This window comes from Pseudoxanthomonas sp. USHLN014, from assembly GCF_037153335.1.
GTDB classification, from domain to species: Bacteria; Pseudomonadota; Gammaproteobacteria; order Xanthomonadales; family Xanthomonadaceae; genus Pseudoxanthomonas_A; species Pseudoxanthomonas_A winnipegensis.
Genome location: NZ_JBBCKO010000005.1, coordinates 48,342 through 67,471, shown reverse-complemented (window position 1 = coordinate 67,471; position 19,130 = coordinate 48,342). Strand labels below are relative to the sequence as shown.

The 19,130-nt window shown below is 69.3% G+C and carries 12 protein-coding genes; 8 read left to right on the top strand and 4 right to left on the bottom strand.

Going from position 1 to position 19,130, the window contains the following annotated elements; genetic code table 11:
* Positions 1-24: 24 nt before the first annotated feature.
* Positions 25-3,048: a TonB-dependent receptor gene (locus WFQ05_RS10890; RefSeq protein ID WP_337053831.1), complete on the bottom strand. Its 3,024-nt coding sequence runs from the start codon at positions 3,046-3,048 to the stop codon at positions 25-27.
* 680 nt (positions 3,049-3,728) lie between these two features.
* Here WFQ05_RS10890 and WFQ05_RS10885 point away from each other — a divergent pair.
* From WFQ05_RS10885 to WFQ05_RS10855, 7 genes are all read left to right on the top strand, one after another.
* Positions 3,729-5,450 (top strand): thiamine pyrophosphate-dependent enzyme, encoded by a 1,722-nt coding sequence (locus WFQ05_RS10885; protein WP_337053830.1) that lies wholly within the window; start codon positions 3,729-3,731, stop codon positions 5,448-5,450.
* A gap of 250 nt (positions 5,451-5,700) precedes the next feature.
* On the top strand, positions 5,701-7,293 hold the full coding sequence (locus tag WFQ05_RS10880) for a hypothetical protein (RefSeq protein ID WP_306990843.1): 1,593 nt from the start codon (positions 5,701-5,703) through the stop codon (positions 7,291-7,293).
* A gap of 85 nt (positions 7,294-7,378) precedes the next feature.
* Positions 7,379-8,323, top strand: a complete 945-nt coding sequence (locus WFQ05_RS10875) for an alpha/beta hydrolase (RefSeq protein WP_337053829.1) — start codon at positions 7,379-7,381, stop codon at positions 8,321-8,323.
* A gap of 158 nt (positions 8,324-8,481) precedes the next feature.
* The gene (locus WFQ05_RS10870) at positions 8,482-9,813 is read left to right on the top strand and encodes a cytochrome c (protein ID WP_337053828.1); all 1,332 of its coding nucleotides are present in this window, start codon (positions 8,482-8,484) and stop codon (positions 9,811-9,813) included.
* Between the two features lies 1 nt (position 9,814).
* Positions 9,815-10,315: a (2Fe-2S)-binding protein gene (locus tag WFQ05_RS10865; protein ID WP_337053826.1), complete on the top strand. Its 501-nt coding sequence runs from the start codon at positions 9,815-9,817 to the stop codon at positions 10,313-10,315.
* The gene (locus tag WFQ05_RS10860) at positions 10,308-12,605 is read left to right on the top strand and encodes a molybdopterin cofactor-binding domain-containing protein (RefSeq protein WP_337053825.1); all 2,298 of its coding nucleotides are present in this window, start codon (positions 10,308-10,310) and stop codon (positions 12,603-12,605) included. The genes WFQ05_RS10865 and WFQ05_RS10860 overlap by 8 nt, the downstream gene beginning before the upstream one ends.
* A gap of 138 nt (positions 12,606-12,743) precedes the next feature.
* The gene (locus tag WFQ05_RS10855) at positions 12,744-13,574 is read left to right on the top strand and encodes a DUF3014 domain-containing protein (RefSeq protein ID WP_337053824.1); all 831 of its coding nucleotides are present in this window, start codon (positions 12,744-12,746) and stop codon (positions 13,572-13,574) included.
* Positions 13,575-13,608: 34 nt separating this feature from the next.
* Here WFQ05_RS10855 and WFQ05_RS10850 read toward each other — a convergent pair whose 3' ends face one another.
* The 3 genes from WFQ05_RS10850 to WFQ05_RS10840 all read right to left on the bottom strand — a co-directional run bounded on the left by WFQ05_RS10850 (position 13,609) and on the right by WFQ05_RS10840 (position 16,327).
* Entirely contained in the window at positions 13,609-14,316 is a 708-nt protein-coding gene (locus WFQ05_RS10850; RefSeq protein ID WP_130535219.1) for a glutathione S-transferase, read from the bottom strand.
* 177 nt (positions 14,317-14,493) lie between these two features.
* Positions 14,494-15,810, bottom strand: coding sequence for a discoidin domain-containing protein (locus WFQ05_RS10845; RefSeq protein ID WP_337053823.1), 1,317 nt, complete (start codon positions 15,808-15,810; stop codon positions 14,494-14,496).
* 259 nt (positions 15,811-16,069) lie between these two features.
* The gene (locus tag WFQ05_RS10840; RefSeq protein WP_130517249.1) at positions 16,070-16,327 is read right to left on the bottom strand and encodes a GIY-YIG nuclease family protein; all 258 of its coding nucleotides are present in this window, start codon (positions 16,325-16,327) and stop codon (positions 16,070-16,072) included.
* A 119-nt stretch (positions 16,328-16,446) separates the two neighbouring features.
* On the opposite strand from WFQ05_RS10840, the gene clpB reads away from it, so the two are divergent.
* Entirely contained in the window at positions 16,447-19,032 is a 2,586-nt protein-coding gene (gene clpB, locus WFQ05_RS10835; protein WP_130517250.1) for an ATP-dependent chaperone ClpB, read from the top strand.
* Positions 19,033-19,130: the final 98 nt, after the last annotated feature.

Genomic DNA, 19,130 nt, shown 5'->3' with positions numbered 1-19,130 from the left:
CGCCCGCCTGCACCAGGCCCCACGTCAGAAGTCGTAGGACACCGACAGCCGGATCGAGCGCGGCGGCTGGCGGATGGTGACGGTCTGGAACAGCGGGTTGTTGGGACTGGCGTCGGTGCTGGGCGTGGTCTGGGCGAAGGCGTAGCGCTGCAGCGCGACCTGGCTGTCGAGCACGTTGAAGATGCTGCCGGTGAAGGCCAGGCGGTGCTCGCCGAAGTCCGGCGTCCAGGTCACGCCCAGGTCCAGCTGGGTCATCCACGGCATGCGGCCCTGCTTGCCCGGAGGCGAGGGTTCACCGTTGCAGAAGTGGTAGACGCTGCCATAGCCCAGCGGATCGAGCTGCTGCTGACCGTAGAAGCTCAGGCAGTGGCGCGGCGTGCCCGACACGGCCGCGAAGTTGGCCGACACCAGCCACTCCGGCGAGAAGGTGTAGTAGCCGTAGAGCTTGAGCTGATGGGTGTGGTCGTTGTTCTGCGGCCCGTTGGCGTTCTCCATGATCGTCCAGTTGTCCCAGTCGTAGCTGGTGGACGTGCCGCCCTGGCTCGCATCCGAACGCACCTGGCCCTCGGTATTGCCGTAGCTGCGCGAGAACACATAGCTGGCCTTGCCGTACCAGTTGTCGGCGACCGGATGCTCGAGCACCGCCTCCAGGCCGTAGTACTTGCGGATCAGCTTCTGCTTGAAGCCCAGGTCCTGCATGCTCATCGGGAAGTCGAAGTACGAGCCGTCGCCATCGATCATGGTGAAGACGTTGGTGCGGCCGGGATTGATCAGGTAGCAGGTGTTGAAGTTGGCCACATCATGCCCGGCGGCATTGGCCGCGGCGGCGACCTGCGACATCGAGCAGAAGTCGTCGATCGCGTTGCGCAGATTGCGGTAGGTGCTCTTCAGGCCCCACACCCAGGCATCGCCCAGCGTGTGTTCGAAGCCCAGGATGAACTCATCCTGGTATTCCGGCTCCAGCGTGCGCGCGGTGGCGGTCTTGGGATCGGGCGCCTGTCCGAACTGGTTGAGCGCCGAGTACTCGCCGGAGATATCGGTCAGCCCGGTGGGCGAGCCATCGGCGGCGATGCCCGAGTAGGTATACAGGTGGGTGGTGTTGTAGAAGCCGGCGGCGACGATCAGGCCGGGATTGAGCGGCAGGCCCAGGTAGTAGCGTCCGGCGTTGGCGTAGACCTTGAAGCTCGAATCGCCGTGCACGTCCCAGGCCGCGCCCAGGCGCGGCGCCCACTGCGGCTTGGTCTGACGGATGTACGGCACGCCGTCGGAGTTGAAGTTGGTGAACTGGTCGTTGCGCAGGCCGATGCTCAGCAGCAGGTTGTCGGCCACCTGCCACTTGTCTTCGATGTACTGCGCCTTCTGCGAGGAGCTGATGGTGGTGATGCCGCTCCAGGTGTTGCGCTGGACGTAGTAGCCCGCAGCGCCGTTGGGGAAGCCGGCCACCGGGCCGATGCCGTGCGAGGCGTCCAGCGGCAGGCTGGGATCGTCGGCGCGCTGGTAGGACCAGACATAGCCCGGGCCCGGCGCATGGCCACCCTGGTCCAGGGCCTGCGAGCGGATGTTGTCGATACCGGCACTGAGGGTGTGGTTGCCCAGGGTCCAGGCCAGGTCCACGCGCAGGTTGCTGGAATGGTTGCCGCGGTCCGGTTCGCTGAGGTCGCCCTGGATCTGGTTGTTGTAGCGCGGCGTGCCGCCGTTGAGCGCCGGGTTCTGGTAGGTCCAGTTGTCCACGCGCACCAGGGTGGGGTCGTAGTTGGGCGGCTGCGCGTTGTACATCTTGGTGTCCATCTCGCCGTAGGTGGCCGAGAGGGTGAGCGTGTCGGTCAGGTAGCCGGTGTAGCGGGCCACCCACATGTCGCCGCCGTACTGGCTGTCGCCGTTGGCGTACAGAAAGCCGCTGCGCGTCAGGGTCTTGTAGTCGTAGCCGTAGACGTTGCTGGAGCTATCCAGCCGATCACGCACGCCGGTCAGCTCCAGCAGGTTGTTGTCGTTGATGTTCCAGTTGAGCTTGACGTAGGCGCGCGGCATCTTGCTGGTCTGGCTGACGTAGTTGCCGCCGCTGTCCAGCGTGTTGGTGGAATCGGTCCAGTCGCGCTGGAACTCGCCGGCGGCGAAGAAGAACAGCCGGTCGCGGATGATCGGGCCGCCGGCGTAGGCCGAGACGGTATAGCTGTCGGTGCGGTTGGCGCCGTTGTAGTGATACAGGTCGCCGGCCAGCGGCGAATCGGGCAGGCCGTTGGCGTAGTGGGAATTCTTGGCCTCGGCGCGGCCCCAGTCCGGCTGCCACAGCACCTGCGCGCCGTAGTGCCACTGGTTGGTGCCGTGCTTGCCGACCGCGTTGATCACGCCGCCGTCGGAGCGGCCGAACTGCGCGCTGTAGCCGCCGGTGTAGATCTCCTGCTGGTCGATGGCGCCGTAGGGCAGGGTCAGGCCGCCGGCGGTGTTGAGCGGGTCGGTCGTGTTGAAGCCGTTGATGTAGTAGGCGTTCTCGGTCGGCGAGGAGCCGCCGAAGCTCACCAGCTCCTTGCCCGTGTCGCTGTGGAAGCCGCCGCTGTTGGCGACCACGCCCGGCGCCAGCTTGGCGATGTCCTCGGCGTTGCGGGCCAGCGGCAGGCGCGCCAGCTGGCTGGCGGTGATGACCGTGCGCGAGTCCACCGCCGAGGCGTCGATGCTCGGCACCGCCGAGGCCGACACCTTGACGGCGCCCAGATTGGTGGCGCCTGCCGTCGCCGCGGGCGCGGCGAAGGACACTTCCGAGGCCACGCCGACCTTCACCAGCACGTGGGCGTCGGCGCCGAGCGGCTGGCCGTCGCGGACCGCGCTCAGGGTGTATTCGCCCACCGGCAGGGCCGGGCTGCGGTACTGGCCATCGGCACCGACCTGGATCTCGCGGGTGGTGCCGGTGGCGCTCTGGATGCGGATGGTGCTGCCGGCCTCGGCCTGGCCGTACAGCGTGCCGGTCGTGGATTGGGCGAAGGCCGAGGGGCTGGCCGACAGCGCGAGCGCGGCCGCCAGGGCGTGGAACAGGAGGGAGCGGGAAAACGACATGGATCGGGTCTCCGGGGCGTGGTTGAGCGCGTCCGCACCGGCCGGGAGGACCAATGAGACATGCGGATCGCGGATGGCAAGAACTGCGGCCACGGCAACGCGTCCTGTGCGGACGTGGCGAACGGGGCACTGCGACTACGAGGAATCCCCTGGCGGAGCGCGTCCGCCAAGCGTTTTTTACCATTCTGTAATCGGTTTCACAACCCGCTGACAAAACCGACAGAAAGACCGCCCCGTCTACGTTTCAGCGCGATCGAGGGTGGTTGCGGCCGAAACCGTCGGTGCGATGGGTTGAAGCCGTCGGAGGCGGGCCGTGCGTGTCTGACTTTTCGCTTTGGCGCAGGTCTTGTGCATCGTGTGGAGGCGCGGCGTAGCAACGCGGGGCCTGCATGGACGTCCATGGATCCCCGCGTTCGCGGGGATGACGAGCATTGCGTTCGCAGCGCCAAGCCGCGGGAAAACCTTTCCTTGTCGTGCCCGCGAAAGCGGCACAGCAGCGCCTCTCATGCGGAGGGCAAAAGCCCCTGGCGCCTGCATCGATCACCACCGCGCACCAACGCACGCGAGGCGTGCCTTCGCGGCGCGCGACGCCGCGCTGCAATCGAATGTCGCACGAAGCGCACGTGAGCCTCACCGCGCGCTGGCTAGCCTCCAGGACCCCACGTTCGAAGGTCATCCCCATGAGCAAGCGCGTTGCAGAGATCGTCGTCGAGACCCTGGAGGCGGCGGGCGTTCGGCATTGCTACGGCATCGTCGGCGACACCCTCAACCATGTCACCGACGCCATCCACCGCAGTTCGATCCAGTGGGTGCACATGCGCCACGAGGAGGCCGGCGCCTTCGCCGCCGGTGCCGACTCGCTGATCAGCGGCCAGCTGACCGCCTGCGCGGGCTCGTGCGGGCCGGGCAGCCTGCACTTCATCAACGGCGTGTTCGAGAGCAACCGCAACCGCGCGCCGATGGTGCTGATCGCCAGCCAGATCGTCACGCCCGAGCTGGGCATGGAGTTCCCGCAGGAAGTGGACTTCAAGGCGGTCTACAGCAGCTGCAGCGTGTTCTGCGAGCAGGTGCACAGCCCGGAACAGGCGCGGCGCGTGGTCGCGCTGGCCTGCCAGGCGGCGATCAGCCGACGCGGCGTGGCGGTGGTGATCCTGCCGGCCGACATCAGCCAGGCGCAGGTCAAGCACGACGTGCCCTTTGCCGTGCATCACGCCGCGCCGGTGCTGCGGCCCAACGACGGCGAGCTGCAGCGCATGGCCGAGCTGCTCGAACGCGGCACCAAGATCGGCATCTACGCCGGCGCCGGCTGCGAGGGCGCGCACGATGCGCTGGTCGCGCTGGGCGCACGGCTCAAGGCGCCGATTGCGCACACCTCGCGCGCCAAGGACTTCGTCGAATACGACAACCCCTACAACATGGGCATGACCGGCATCTTCGGCATCGAGTCCGGCTACCACACGCTGATGGCCTGCGACACGCTGCTGCTGCTCGGCGCGGACTTCGCCTGGGGCCAGTTCTATCCGGACAAGGCCACGATCGTGCAGGTGGATCGGGACGGCAGCCATCTGGGCCGGCGCCATCCGATCGATCTGGGCGTGGTCGGCGACATCGGCCCGACCCTGGAGGCGCTGCTGCCGCTGCTGGCCCAGCGCGAGGACAGCGGCTTCCTGGACGAGTGCATCGCGCACCGCGACAAGGCCATGGCCAAGCGCGCCGAGGAGGAGCGGCCGGGCGAGGGCGAGCTCATCCATCCCCAGCACCTGACCGCGCTGCTGGACCGGTACGCCGATGACGATGCGCTGTTCACCGCCGACGGCGGCTCGCCGATGGTGTGGGTGCTGCGCCACATCCGCGTCAACGGCCGGCGCCGCACGCTGCCCAGCCTGCTGCACGGCACGATGGCCAATGCGATGCCGCAGGCGCTGGGCCTGCAGAAGGCCTTCCCGCGGCGGCAGGTGATCTCGCTGTCCGGCGATGGCGGGATCGCGATGCTGCTGGGCGATCTGCTCACCGCCATCCAGGAAGACCTGCCGATCAAGGTGGTGGTCTACAACAACAGCTCGCTCAACTTCGTCGAGCTGGAGCAGAAGGTCGAAGGCCTGCTGGACAACTACACCGATCTGAAGAACCCGGACTTCGGCCGGCTGGCCGAGGTGATCGGCTACTACGGCCGCACCGTGACCCGCAGCGCCGACCTGGAGCAGGCGGTGCGCGACTTCCTGGCCCATCCCGGCCCGGCGCTGCTGGACGTGCACACCAGCCCGACCGAGCTGGTCATGCCGCCGCAGATCGAGGCCGGGCAGGTGGCTGGCACGGCGCTGTATGCGGCCAAGGCCGTGCTGAGCGGGCGCCTGGGCGACGTCAAGGAACTGCTGACCACCAACTTCCTCAACAAGAAGTAGTCGCTCCGCACGGGGGCCGACCTGTAGAGCGGAGCTTGCTCCGCTGAGGCTTTCCCCACGAACCGAACGAAGAGCAGCGGAGTCCCCAAGATGGGATTGCCACAAGCTCCGCTCTACAAGGAGGTGGCCACTTGGTCTGGTAGACAGTGGCTCCCACCGACTCGGGCAGGACGCTTTGTGCGTGGCATCGCGCTGTCAGGGGCGCGCGGGCGTCGTACCATCGCGCGGTCCCCACGCTTGGCCCTCCCGCATGTCCTCATCCGCTTCGCCGGCGCCGGTGCGCCCGCGCTGGTTCGTCGCCGGCGACCTCAACGGCTTCTTCGGCCTGGTGGTCGACAACCTGTCGATCCTGGGCTTCATCGCCATGGCGCTGGTGGGGATCTTCCAGTTCCCGGCCGAGGTGGTGTTCGGGCGCATGTTCCCCGGCACTGCGTTCGGCGTGCTGGTCGGCAACCTGGCCTATACGGTGATGGCGCGGCGGCTGGCGCAGCGCACCGGGCGCGAGGACGTCACCGCCATGCCGCTGGGCCTGGACGCGCCGACCAGCATCGGCATGGCGCTGCTGGTGCTGGGCCCGGCCTTCGTCGGCTTCAAGAGCGGTGGCATGGCGCCGGACGCCGCGGCGATCGCCACCTGGCAGCTGGGCATGGGCGCGCTGGTGGTGATGGGGCTGTTCAAGCTGGTGCTGTCCTTCTTCGGCGAGGCGGTCACGCGCGCGCTGCCGCGTGCGGCGCTGCTGGGCTCGATCGCCGGCATCGCGCTGGTGCTGATGGGCCTGCTGCCGCTGCTGGAGACGCTCAAGTCCCCCGTGGTCGGCCTGCTCACGCTCGGCCTGCTGCTGTACGTGCTGATCGCCAAGGGGCGGCTGCCGATCCGCCTGCCCGGGGTGCTGGTGGCCTTCGTCGTCGGCACGGTGCTGTATTACGCGCTCGGCCTGGCGGGGCTGGGGGCGCCGGGCTTCCAGCTGCCGGCGCTGGTGGCGCCGCACATCGCGCTGCCGTGGCCGTCGCTGGGCTTCGTGCAAGGGCTCTCCTACGCGGTGCCGTATCTGCCGCTGCTGCTGCCGTTCGGCCTGCTGATGGTGGTCGGCGGCATCAACGTGTCCGAGAGCGCGCGCGCGGCGGGCGACGACTACCGCACCCGCGACATCCTGCTGGTCGAGGCCATCGCCACACTGGTGGCGGGCGTGTGCGGCGGCGTGGCGCAGACCACGCCCTACATCGGCCAGCCGGCCTACAAGCACATGGGCGCGCGCAGCGGCTACACGCTGCTCACCGGCCTGTTCATCGGCATCGGCGGCATGCTGGGCATCGTCTCGATGCTGGTGCAGTGGCTGCCGCTGGCGGTGCTCTCGCCGATCATCGTCTACGTGGCCATCGACATCACCACCCAGGCCTTCCAGGCCACGCCGCAGCGGCATGCCGGCGCGATGGTGCTGGGCTTCCTGCCGTCGGTGGCCTATCTGCTGCTGATCAAGGCGCATGGCTGGATCGCCCCGGAGGCCTTCGCCGCGATGGCCAGCACGCTCGATGGCCACGGCCTGCCGGAGATGGCGGTGATCGCGGTGCTGGGCAACGGCTTCATCATCACCGCGATGCTGTGGACCGGCGCGGTGGTGGCGATGATCGACGGCGTGCTGCGGCGCGCGGCGGCGTTCTGGCTGGTGGCGGCGCTGTTCACGCTGTTCGGCGTGATCCACTCGGTGATTCCCAGCGGCGGCATCTATGTGCCCTGGCAGCTCGAGGGCCTGGCCGCGACGATCTGCTGGCAGTTCACCGGTGCCTACCTGGCGCTGGCGGCGTTGATGGGCGTGCTGGCGCTGCAGCGGCGTCCGGCGCCCTGAAGGGAAGGGCACGGCGGCGGCCCTTGACGGGCGTTCCCGGCGCCTTCGACCATCGCCGCTTCTCCCACCGTGCCGTGAGCTCCCGATGACGCCCGCCTCCCTGATGGTCCGTTGCCTGCGGCGTGTGACCCTGCTGGCCGTGCTGTGCCTGGTCACCGCCGCGACCGCGCAGGCCGCGCCGCCGGACTCCGCGCCGTGGTGGACCGGCCTGCCGCCGATGAAGCACACCACGGTCTACGGCCAGACCCTCCGCTACTACGACGTGGGCAGCGGCCCGACCCTGGTGCTGCTGCACGGCCTGGGCAGCAACGCCGGCTTCGACTGGGGCGCGGTGATCCCCGAACTGGCCAAGCACTACCGCGTGCTGGCCCCGGATCAGCTCGGCTTCGGCCAGTCGGCCAAGCCGTCGATCGCCTATGGCGTGACCACCTGGGTGGACATGCTGGGCGGGTTCCTGCGCGACCGCGACGTGCAGGAGTTTTCCCTGGCCGGCGAATCGCTCGGCGGCTGGATCGCCGGCCTCTACACCGTGCGCGCCAGCCAGTCCGGCCTGCCCATGCCCACGCGCCTGATCCTGGTCGACGCCGGCGGCCACCCCTCGATGAAGTCCATCCCCGGCAAGTCCGGCGGCCCGGCCTCGTGGCCGCCGCTGTCCATCGCCGGCACGCGCGAGGGCCTGGCGCGGTTCGTCTTCCACGACCCGAACAAGGTCACCGCGCAGATCGCCGAACAGGCCTTCGCCATGCGCCTGGCCGAGGGCAGCCAGTACACCCAGGACAGCTTCCGCCAGGGCCTGGGCGCCGATGCCAGCGTGTTCCTCGACCAGGCCGCGCTGGCGCGGCTCGACCTGCCGGTGCTGGTCGTCTGGGGTGCGCAGGATCGGCTGGTGCCTCCGGCCAACGGCAAGGACTTCGCGGCCTGGATCCCGCATGCGCGCCTGGTGACGATCGATCAGGCCGGCCACGCGCCGGCGGTCGAACAGCCGCAGCGCTTCCTCGAAGCGGCCCTGCCGTTCCTGCAAGGGCGTTGAGCTTCAACAGCCCGGCACTCCTGCCGGGCGGCGTGGGCCGATCCTGACCCGCTCCCACTTCAAGCGGAAGCAGGCTTACACTCCACCCGCTACGGCAGCCGCCGCCACCGTAGCGACCCGGAAGAGGACTGGCGGCCGTCTTCATTGCGGGATCGGCGATGTTGAAGCGACTTGCCCTGGGTGTGCTGGGACTGCTGGTCCTGGCGGTGGTCGGCCTCTGGCTGCTGGCTTGGCGACCTTCCATCGACCCCATCGCGCCGCCGGCCGCGGCCAGCTTCCCGGCCGAGCTGGTGCAGCGTGGCCAGGCGCTCGCCGGCGCCGGCTACTGCGCCACCTGCCATACCGCCAAGGGCGGCGCGCCCTACGCGGGCAACTACCCGATGGAGACCGCGTTCGGCACGCTGTACTCCAGCAACATCACGCCCGATCCGGACAGCGGCATCGGGCGCTGGTCGCAGGCGGCCTTCGTGCGGGCCATGCGCCAAGGCGTGGCCCGGGATGGGGCGCAGCTGTTCCCGGCCTTCCCCTACCAGCATTTCGAGCTGGTCAGCGATGAGGACCTGCATGCGCTGTATGCCTTCCTGATGACCCGCCCGCCGGTGCACCAGGAGAAGCGCGAGAACGAGCTGCCCTTCCCCTTGAACTGGCGCGCGCTGCAAGCCGGCTGGAAGCTGCTGTTCTTCCGCCACGGCCAGTACGGCCCGGTCACCGGCAAGGACGCGCAGTGGAATCGCGGCGCCTACCTGGCCGAGGGGCTGGCGCATTGTTCGGCCTGCCACAGCCCGCGCAACGCACTGGGTGCGGAGAAGACCGGCGCTGCGCGTTACGACGGCGCGCGCATCGACGGCTGGTACGCGCCGCCGCTCAACGCGACCAACCACGCGCCGGTGCCCTGGACGCAGGACGAGCTGTACACCTACCTGCGCACCGGCGCCACCGCGCTGCACGGCAGCGCCGCCGGGCCGATGTCGCCGGTCGTGCATCACGGGCTGTCGGCGCTGTCCGACGAGGACGTGCAGGCCATCGCTGCCTACTATGCCGAGCGCTTCGGCACCCGCGGCCAGACCGCCGCACCGTCCGCCGGCGTGCTGGAGAAGGCCATGGCCGGCGACGCGCTCAGTCCGGCGCATCAGCTCGATCAGGCCGCCAACCTGTACAACGCCGCCTGCGCCTCGTGCCACTACAACACCGCGCCCCATCCGCAGCTGGCGCGGCCCGAGCTGGGCCTCAACAACGCGCTCACCGCCGACGAACCCGACACCTTGATCCAGGTGCTGCTGCATGGCATCGGCACGCAGGAGGGGCAGGCCGGCGTGCTGATGCCCGGCTTCGCGCACAGCTTCAGCGACGCGCAGATCGTCGCGTTGGCGGCGTGGCTGCGCCGCACCCGCACCGACCGTCCGCCGTGGCCGGACCTGGAGCAGCGCGTCGCAGAACTGCATGCCAAGACACCGCCCGGCCCGCAGGCCGGCACCACCGGAGACCAGTGAGATGACCCAGCTCTTCGTCAACGGTGCGCCGGTCGAAGTGGATGCCCAGGACGACACCCCGCTGCTGTGGGTGATCCGCGATCAGCTTCATTTGACTGGTGCCAAGTTCGGCTGCGGCATCGGCATGTGCGGCGCCTGCACGGTGCACGTCAACGGCCGCGCCATCCGCTCGTGCATCACCCCGGTCGGCGCGGTCGCCGGGCAGCAGGTGACCACCATCGAGGGCCTGTCCCCGGACGGCCAGCACGTGCTGCAGCAGGCCTGGGTGGAGGCGCAGGCGCCGCAGTGCGGCTACTGCCAGCCCGGCCAGATCATGCAGGCCGCGACCCTGCTGGCCGACTTCCCCGATCCCACCGACGCGCAGATCAACGCGGTGATGGGCGGCAGCCTGTGCCGGTGCATGGCCTATGTGCGCATCCGCAAGGCGATCAAGCTGGCCGCCGGCCAGCTGCAGGCCGCGCAGGCCCAGACCGCTTCCGCCAGCGAGGCCGGCCATGAATGAAATGACCCCGCCGCGCGGGCTGCGCCTGAGCCGCCGCAGCTTCCTGATCGGCGCGGCCGGCACCGGCTTTGTCATGGCCTTCGCGCGTGCTGCGGTGTTCCTGCCCGAGCAGGCGCAGCAGGTGGTCGCCGAGGGCGGCTACGACCCGGACCTGTGGTTCCACCTGGCGCCCGACGGCACGGTGACGGTGCATGTGATCCGCGCCGAGATGGGGCAGCACGTGGGCACGGCGCTGGCCCGCATCCTGGCCGACGAGCTGGAGGCGGACTGGGCCAAGGTCCAGGTCGAGCACGTGGACAGCGATCCCAAGTGGGGCCTGATGGTCACCGGCGGCAGCTGGTCGGTATGGCAGAGCTTTCCGCAGCTCAGCCAGGCCGGCGCGGCCGGGCGCATCACCCTGATCGAGGAGGCGTCCAAGCTGCTGAACGTGCCCGTCGCGCAGCTGAGCGCACGCAACAGCGTGGTCAGCGGTGGCGGACGATCGATCGGCTATGCCGAGATCGTCCAGCGCGGCGACCTGCGGCGCAGCTGGAGCGCCGAGGCGCTCAAGGCCCTGCCGATCAAGCCGCCGGACCAGCGCCGGCTGGTCGGTGTGGACACTCGGGCGCTGGACATCCCCGGCAAGACCGACGGCAAGGGGATGTACGGCATCGATGCGCGGATCGAGGGCATGGTCCATGCCGCGCCGGTCGTGCCGCCCACGCGCAACGGGTCCAAGGTCGCCTCGGTGGACGATGCGGCCGCCAAGCAGCTCAAGGGCTACCAGGGCCATCTGGTCCTGGACGACCCCTCGGGCACGGTGCCCGGCTGGGTGCTGGCGGTGGCCGATTCCACCTGGACCGCCTTCCAGGCGGCGGCGCTGTTGAAGGTGCAGTGGACCAGCGACGACACCGCCAAGGTGTCCGAGCAGGATCTGCAGGCCCATGCCGCCGGCCTGATCGACGATGCCAAGGCCGGCGCGCGGGTCGTGGAAGGGCCGGTCGAGGACGCCTTCGCCAAGGCCGCGCGGACGATCCAGGCCGACTACACCACCGCCAGCGTGCTGCACTTCCAGCTCGAACCGCTCAATGCCACGGCGCTGCTCAAGGACGGCGTGTGGGAGATCCACACCGGCAACCAGTGGCAGTCGCTGATCCTGCCCACCCTGGCCAAGGCGCTGGGCGTGGGCGAGGACAAGGTGGTCCTGCGCACCTATCTGCTGGGCGGCGGCTTCGGCCGTCGCCTCAACGGCGACTATGCGGTGCCCGCGGCGCTGGCGGCCAAGGCGCTGGGCAAGCCGGTCAAGCTGACCTTCGCCCGGCCCGATGACGCGCGCTTCGATTCGTTCCGCTCGCCTTCGCTGCAGCGCCTGCGCATGGGCTTCGATGCGCAGGGCAAGGTGCTAGCGATGCAGCACGATGCCTGCGCGGGCTGGCCGACCCAGGTGATGGCGCCGGCGCTGATGCCCAAGGCCAAGAACGGCGTGGCCTACGATCCGTTCGCCATCTCCGGGGCCGACCACTGGTACACGGTCGGCGCGCACCGGGTGCGGGCGATCACCAACGATCTGGCCAATCGCGCCTTCCGCCCGGGCTGGCTGCGGTCGGTCGGGCCGGGCTGGACCAACTGGGCGCTGGAGAGCTTCATGGACGAGGCGGCGCACGCGCTGGGCGCCGATCCGCTGCAGTTCCGCCTGAGCCTGCTCGACGGCGCCGGCGACAACGCCGGCAGCGCGCCCAACGCGGTCGGCGGCGCCAGCCGCCAGGCCGGCGTGCTGCGTCACCTGGCCGGCCTCTGCGGCTGGGGGCAGGCCTTGCCGGCCGACACCGGGTTGGGCCTGGCCACCTCGTTCGGCCAGGAGCGCGACATGCCCACCTGGGTGGCGTGCGCCGCGCGGGTCCATGTCGATCGCGCCAGCGGCGAGGTCAAGGTGGAGAAGCTGTGGGTGGTGACCGACTGCGGCACCGTGGTCCATCCCGACGGCGCGCTCGCCCAGACCGAGGGCGCCTGCCTGTGGGGGCTGAGCATGGCGCTGTACGAGGGCACGACCTTCGAGAACGGCCAGGTGCGCGACCACAACCTCAACGCCTACACGCCGCTGCGCATGGCCGATGTGCCGGAGCTGCAGATCGAGTTCGTTGCCAGCACGCAGGCCGCCGTCGGCCTGGGCGAGCCGGCCACCACGGTGGTGGCGCCGGCGATCGGCAACGCCATCTTCCGTGCGGTCGGCGCGCGGGTGCGCCATCTGCCGATCACGCCGGCGCAGGTGCTGGCGGCGTTGCCGGCGACCCAGGCCAAGGCGCCGGCTTGACCTGGCGCCTGCCGCGGGGCGGGCCATCGCGCGAGGCCTGGACCTGACTCGTGGCCAAGCGGCAGATGCCGATGGGGAACCGCTTCCGCAGGCAGGCGGTCACACCGGTCTCCCTTCGCAACAGAGGCGTCGCGCCTGATGCCGTCATCTCCTTCTTCGACGCCGCGCTGGCCCTGGGTCATCGTCGTGGTCCTGGTCGCCGCCGCCGGCTGGTGGCTGTTCGGCCAGCGCGACGCGCCGCAGTCAGCCCCTGATACCGACGCGGCGACCGCCGCGCAGCCGCAAGGCCCGGCCGCCTCGACGCCGCCCGCCGGATCCCCGTCCCAGGCCGCCCCGGCCATCCAGCATCCGGTGCCCGGCGATGCGGCCGATGCCGCACTGCCGGCGCTGGCCGCCAGCGACGACGCGGCCTGGCAGGCCTTGTCCGGCGCGTTCGGCAACGACGCGGCGCTCGGCATCGTGCTGCGCGAGCATCTGATCCAGCGCCTGGTGGTGATGATCGACAACCTCACCCAGCCCAGCCTTACGCGTAACGCGCTGGCGGTGAAGCCGGTCGAAGGCACGCTGCAGGTCAGGGAAGGCGAGACGGCGATGGAGATCGATCCGGCCAATGCGCAGCGCTATGCGCCGTATGTCGCGGCGTTCACCCATGCCGACCCCGCCACGCTGGTGCAGGCGTATCGGCGCTTCTATCCGCTGTTCCAGCAGGCCTACCTGGAACTGGGCAAACCCAACGCCTACTTCAACGACCGCCTGGTCGAGGTGATCGACCATCTGCTGCAGGCGCCGGATCCCAGCGGGCCGCTGAGCGTCGAACCCGACGGCAAGGGCCGCCTGCGCTTCACCGATCCGGCGCTGGAACGTCTGTCGGTGGGGCAGAAGGCGCTGGTGCGTCTGGGTCCACAGCAGGAGGCCGCGGTGAAGCAACAGCTGCGCGCCATCCGCACCGCGCTGACGCGCATGGACTAGGCCTGCCCGAAAACGAAGGACAGGTCCTGGCGCCTCAGGCCGCATCCAGCTCCGGGTAGTGGCGGAAGATGCCGTTGGTGTTGAACGGCAGCCGCCGCTCGGAGGCCAGATAGGCCGCGATGCGCGGGCGCTGCGCGACGCGCTCCTGTAGGCCGTGCAGCAGCGGCAGCTCCGGCGCCAGCGCGGCCATGCGCCGCGGGAACATGTACTGCAGCCCGCTCATCAGCTGGAACAGCGACAGGTCGACGTAGGAATGCTGGCGCAGCGCATGCCGGCCATCGGCCTGCGCGAGCACCTGTTCGAAGTAGCCCAGGAACTTGGGCAGGCGCTGCGCGCGCAGGTCCGCGGCGCGGCGCTGCGCCTCGGCCTGCTGGTCCTGGTAGTACAGCGAGGAGGCGATGGGGTGGTGGGTGTCGTGCACCTCGGCGACCAGGTCGGCGATGGTCAGCTGCAGCTGCAGGGCCTGCAGGCGGCGCGACTCGGCCTCCGGCACCAGCTCCAGCGTCGGGCCCAGGTAATGCAGGATCGCGCTCACCTGGGCCAGCACCAGACGCCCGGCCTTGAGGAAGGGCGGCGCGAACGGCCGCGCGCCATCCTGCTGGCCGGACAGGAACGGCTCCATCGCCGCATCGCCCTGTTCGCGGACCACGTCGGTGTAGTCGGCGCCGGCATCTTCCAGCGCCAGCCGCACGAACTCGCCGCGCCCCTGAATGCCGCTCCAGTAGTACAGCTCGTAATGCATCGCGCGCTCCGCGTCCGGGGGAACGCGTCAGGCTAGTCGAGCCGTGGCGAGGGAGGCGTGATGCGCGCCGGGTGCGGTTCGCAGCATTGCCCAACTGTCGCGGATCGTCGGCGTGCGCCCCTGAGTCCCGCACAACAGCGCCCGGCCAATCGCCGGGCGCCGGCGTCGCCGCAGCCCTCAGTAGACCTCCAACTCGTAGATGCGCGTGGCCGGGTCGCCGTTCTGCGTCGGCGTGTTGATCTTGAGCTGCACGTAGCGCGCCGTGACCGGATTGATGTCGTGCGTGCTGACGTTGGCGGTGTTGCTGCTGGCGCTGGCCACGGTGGACCAGGTGCTGGCGTCGGAGGACACCTGCAGCGTGTAGGCGCGGGTGTTCAACGCGGTGTTCTCGCCACCGGCGCCGGCGTGTCGCACGATCACGCGCTTGATGCTCTTGGCGCTGCCCAGGTCGACCCGCAGCCACGCGCCGCTGACCAGAGAACAGAACTTGTCGCTGGTGCCGCCCGAGACGCTGCCGTTGACCGCCTTGGCCGGCGTCTCGTTGGCGTTGCAGGCGCTGCTTCCGGTCGCGGTCTTGGCATAGGTCAGGTTCGGCGAGGCGGTGCCGGTGCCGCTGCTCACCGCCTGGTTGATGGCGCCCGCATAGTCGGCCGCGGTGCCCTGCGCGGCGCAGGCCTGGATATCGTCGTAGAGCCAGATGAAGCCGCCGGCGATGCCGGCCGAGGACTTCCAGGCGCTCATGCGACTGTTGACGCTGGCCGGGCTGTCGCCGCTGGCGCAGTTGCTGCCGTGTCGGCTCCACAGGCCCGGATCGACGGTGATGCCCAGGCTGTCGGACCAGGACTTGGGATCGTTGCCGGCGCCGCCGTCGTAGACCTGCAGATAGACCCCGTCGACCCGATCGCCCAGGTTGGCCTTGAGCGTCTTCCAGAACGTCACCTGCGTATACGGCGCGAAGGTGATCGCCAGGCCCAGGCTGTCGTAGAGCATCTTGCCGAAGGCGGTGGCCGAGGCCAGGTCGTAGGCCGACTCGTCGTCGAAGTTGACGGCGTTGGCGCCGGTGGCGTTCTTCAGCGCCTGGAAGTTGCGGTACAGGATGCTGTCCGACCCGGTGCCCTGGCTGTTGATCAGCGCTTTGATGTTCTCGAAATCGGTGGCGCCCGCCGAGCCGACGGACAGCTCGATGCGCGTCACCGAGGTCGGCGCGGTCTTGAGGCGGGTCAGGCGGCTGGGCCAGCCGCTGTCGCCCACGTAGCTGCCGTTGGACACGATCAGCTTGTCGTTGAGGTACAGGTCGCCGTTGGACTGGACGTGCACGCTCCAGAGCATGACGGTGGTGAAGCCCGAGGCGCGCAGGTCGTCGATGACGGTGGTGCCGCCGGAGTAGAACGGGCCGCCGCCGTAAATGGCGGAGTCGGCACGGGCCTGGCCGGGGAACAGCGGGGCGAGCGCAGCGAGCAGCAGGCAGAGCGAGAGACGGGTCGTGCGGTGCATGGTCCAGCTCCTGGTTGGCGAAGGCGGGGGACGCCGACGCTCGGCAGGGCGATGGGCGTCGTCAATTCGCGGAAAACGGTTGCGGCCCACCGCCTGCGTCGATGTGTGACCCACAACGCAGTTGGAAGCGCCTGCGACGCCCTGGAAAATTCGTAGATTAGATCGATCCAAAGCCTGCTATTGCGCCGCAGCAGCGATTTTGCGCGAAGGCATGTGCCGATCGCCGGCCTGCCGTGCGCTTGCGTGTCATGACGCGGGGCTAGGCTTCCGTCAGCCAGGCCTGCTTGCGGGCGCGCGGCAGTTGCTTGACCTGCCATTCGGCGCGCGCGGCGCTGGCGCGGTCGGGATAGGCGCGGCTGGCCAGGATGCGCAGCGGCGGATGGGCGCGGGTATAGCGCGCGCCGCGGCCCTGCTGATGGGCGGCGAAGCGCGCGGCCACATCGGTGGTGATGCCGCAGTAGTAGCTGCCGTTGCGGCATTCGAGCAGATAGACGAACCAGGGCGCGGGCGCAGGCATCGGCGGGAATTATGCAGCGCCTGAGCGCTGCGTCTCACCACCCCTTGAAACACGCTGGCTGAACGCCATGTGGAAGACATTGCCGGTATCGCCGGCCCCCTTTCTTCGAGGATGTTCCCATGCGAATGGACAAGCTGACTTCGCGCTTTCAGCAGGCACTGGCGGATGCGCAGTCGCTGGCCGTCGGCCGCGACAACAACTTCATCGAGCCGGTGCACCTGATGGTGGCGCTGATCGACCAGACCGGCGGCAGCACCAAGGCCCTGCTGCAGCAGGCCGGCGTCAACGTGCCGCTGCTGCGCGAGCGGCTGGGCGAGGCGCTCGACGCGCTGCCCAAGGTCACCGGGCAAGCCGGCAACCTGTCGGTCGGCAACGACCTGAGCCGCCTGTTGAACGTCACCGACAAGCTCGCCCAGCAGCATGGCGATGCCTTCATCGCCAGCGAATGGTTCGTCCTGGCCGCGGTCGAGGACAGCGGCCCGCTCGGCCTGATGCTGCGCAACGCCGGCGCCGACAAGGCGCGGATCAGCGCCGCCATCGACAAGATCCGCGGCGGGGAGAGCGTGCAGAGCGAGAATGCCGAGGACCAGCGCCAGGCGCTGGAGAAGTACACCATCGACCTGACCGCGCGCGCCGAGGCCGGCAAGCTGGATCCGGTGATCGGCCGCGACGAGGAAGTGCGTCGCACCATCCAGGTCCTGCAGCGCCGCACCAAGAACAACCCGGTGCTGATCGGCGAGCCAGGCGTGGGCAAGACCGCCATCGTCGAGGGCCTGGCCCAGCGCATCGTCAACGGCGAGGTGCCCGAGAACCTACGCAACAAGCGCGTGCTGAGCCTGGACATGGGCGCGCTGATCGCCGGCGCCAAGTTCCGCGGCGAGTTCGAGGAGCGCTTGAAGGGCGTACTCAACGACCTAGCCAAGAGCGAGGGCCAGATCATCCTGTTCATCGATGAGCTGCACACCATGGTCGGCGCCGGCAAGGCCGACGGCGCGATGGATGCGGGCAACATGCTCAAGCCGGCGCTGGCGCGCGGCGAGCTGCACTGCATCGGCGCCACCACGCTGGACGAGTACCGCAAGTACATCGAGAAGGACGCTGCGCTGGAGCGCCGCTTCCAGAAGGTGTACGTGGGCGAGCCCAGCGTCGAGGACACCATCGCTATCCTGCGCGGGCTCAAGGAGCGCTATGCGCTGCACCACGGCGTGGAGATCACCGACCCGGCCATCGTCGCGGCCGCCACGCTCTCGCACCGCTACATCACCGACCGCCAGCTGCCTGACAAGGCCATCGACCTGATGGACGAGGCGGCCAGCCGCATCCGCATGGAGATCGACTCCAAGCCGGAGGAGCTGGACCGCATGGAGCGCCGGTTGATCCAGCTCAAGATCCAGCGCGAGATGCTCAAGAAGGAGAAGGACGAGGCATCGCGCAAGCGCCTGGCCGATCTGGAGAGCGACATCGAGGCGCTGGAGCGCGAGTTCTCCGATCTGGAAGAGATCTGGAAGTCGGAGAAGGCCGCCCTGCAGGGCACGACCAAGATCAAGGAGCAGATCGAACAGGCCAAGCTGGACCTGGAAGCCGCCCAGCGCCGCCAGGACTACGCCAAGATGAGCGAGATCCAGTACGGCGTGCTGCCACAGCTGGAGAAGCAGCTGGCCGCCGCCGCCGAGGCCGAGCACACCGAGTTCAAGCTGGTGCAGGACCGCGTCACCGCCGAAGAGATTGCCGAGGTGGTCAGCCGCTGGACCGGCATCCCGGTCAACCGCATGCTCGAGGGCGAGCGCGAGAAGCTGCTGCGCATGGAGGACGTGCTGCACCAGCGCGTGGTCGGCCAGGAAGAGGCCATCCGCGTGGTGTCCGACGCGGTGCGCCGCTCGCGCGCCGGCCTGGCCGATCCGGACAAGCCCAGCGGCTCGTTCCTGTTCCTGGGTCCGACCGGCGTGGGCAAGACCGAGCTGTGCAAGGCGCTGGCCGAGTTCCTGTTCGACAGCTCCGATGCCATGGTGCGCATCGACATGAGCGAGTTCATGGAGAAGCACGCCGTGGCGCGGCTGGTCGGCGCGCCTCCGGGCTACGTGGGCTATGAGGAGGGCGGCTACCTGACCGAGGCCGTGCGTCGCCGGCCGTATTCGCTGATCCTGCTGGACGAGGTCGAGAAGGCCCATCCGGACGTGTTCAACATCCTGCTGCAGGTGCTCGACGACGGCCGCCTGACCGACGGTCAGGGCCGCACCGTGGACTTCCGCAACACCGTCATCGTGATGACCTCCAACCTGGGCTCGCACCAGATCCAGGAGCTGTCCGGCGACGACTCGCCCGAGGCCTATACGCAGATGAAGGCGGCGGTGATGGGCGTGGTGCAGGCGCACTTCCGCCCGGAGTTCATCAACCGGCTCGACGACATCGTCGTGTTCCACCCGCTGGACAAGGCGCAGATCAAGCAGATCGCGCGCATCCAGATGAGCGGGCTGGAGAAGCGCCTGGCCGAGCGCGGGCTGAAGCTGGAGGTGTCGGACAAGGCCTTCGAGCTGCTCGGCAACGTCGGCTTCGACCCGGTCTACGGCGCGCGTCCGCTGCGCCGTGCGATCCAGGCGCAGCTGGAGAACCCGCTGGCGCAAAAGATCCTGGCCGGCGAATTCGTCAGCGGCGATACCATCCAGGTCGATGCGCAGGGCGGGCAGCTGGTCTTCAGCAAGGCGTGATCGAGGGGGGCGGGATTGGGGGTTCGGGATTGGGGATTCGCAGGGAGCGGTCCTTCGATCCCGGCCTCGCCCGCTCTGACCAATCCCCAATCCCGAAT

Bases quoted from the DNA above. Each gene is read 5' to 3' on its own strand.
- WFQ05_RS10890 (WP_337053831.1), bottom strand. From the start codon at position 3,048: ATGTCGTTTTCCCGCTCCCTCCTGTTCCACGCCCTGGCGGCCGCGCTC.
- WFQ05_RS10885 (WP_337053830.1), top strand. From the start codon at position 3,729: ATGAGCAAGCGCGTTGCAGAGATCGTCGTCGAGACCCTGGAGGCGGCG.
- WFQ05_RS10880 (WP_306990843.1), top strand. From the start codon at position 5,701: ATGTCCTCATCCGCTTCGCCGGCGCCGGTGCGCCCGCGCTGGTTCGTC.
- WFQ05_RS10875 (WP_337053829.1), top strand. From the start codon at position 7,379: ATGACGCCCGCCTCCCTGATGGTCCGTTGCCTGCGGCGTGTGACCCTG.
- WFQ05_RS10870 (WP_337053828.1), top strand. From the start codon at position 8,482: ATGTTGAAGCGACTTGCCCTGGGTGTGCTGGGACTGCTGGTCCTGGCG.
- WFQ05_RS10865 (WP_337053826.1), top strand. From the start codon at position 9,815: ATGACCCAGCTCTTCGTCAACGGTGCGCCGGTCGAAGTGGATGCCCAG.
- WFQ05_RS10860 (WP_337053825.1), top strand. From the start codon at position 10,308: ATGAATGAAATGACCCCGCCGCGCGGGCTGCGCCTGAGCCGCCGCAGC.
- WFQ05_RS10855 (WP_337053824.1), top strand. From the start codon at position 12,744: ATGCCGTCATCTCCTTCTTCGACGCCGCGCTGGCCCTGGGTCATCGTC.
- WFQ05_RS10850 (WP_130535219.1), bottom strand. From the start codon at position 14,316: ATGCATTACGAGCTGTACTACTGGAGCGGCATTCAGGGGCGCGGCGAG.
- WFQ05_RS10845 (WP_337053823.1), bottom strand. From the start codon at position 15,810: ATGCACCGCACGACCCGTCTCTCGCTCTGCCTGCTGCTCGCTGCGCTC.
- WFQ05_RS10840 (WP_130517249.1), bottom strand. From the start codon at position 16,327: ATGCCTGCGCCCGCGCCCTGGTTCGTCTATCTGCTCGAATGCCGCAAC.
- clpB (WP_130517250.1), top strand. From the start codon at position 16,447: ATGCGAATGGACAAGCTGACTTCGCGCTTTCAGCAGGCACTGGCGGAT.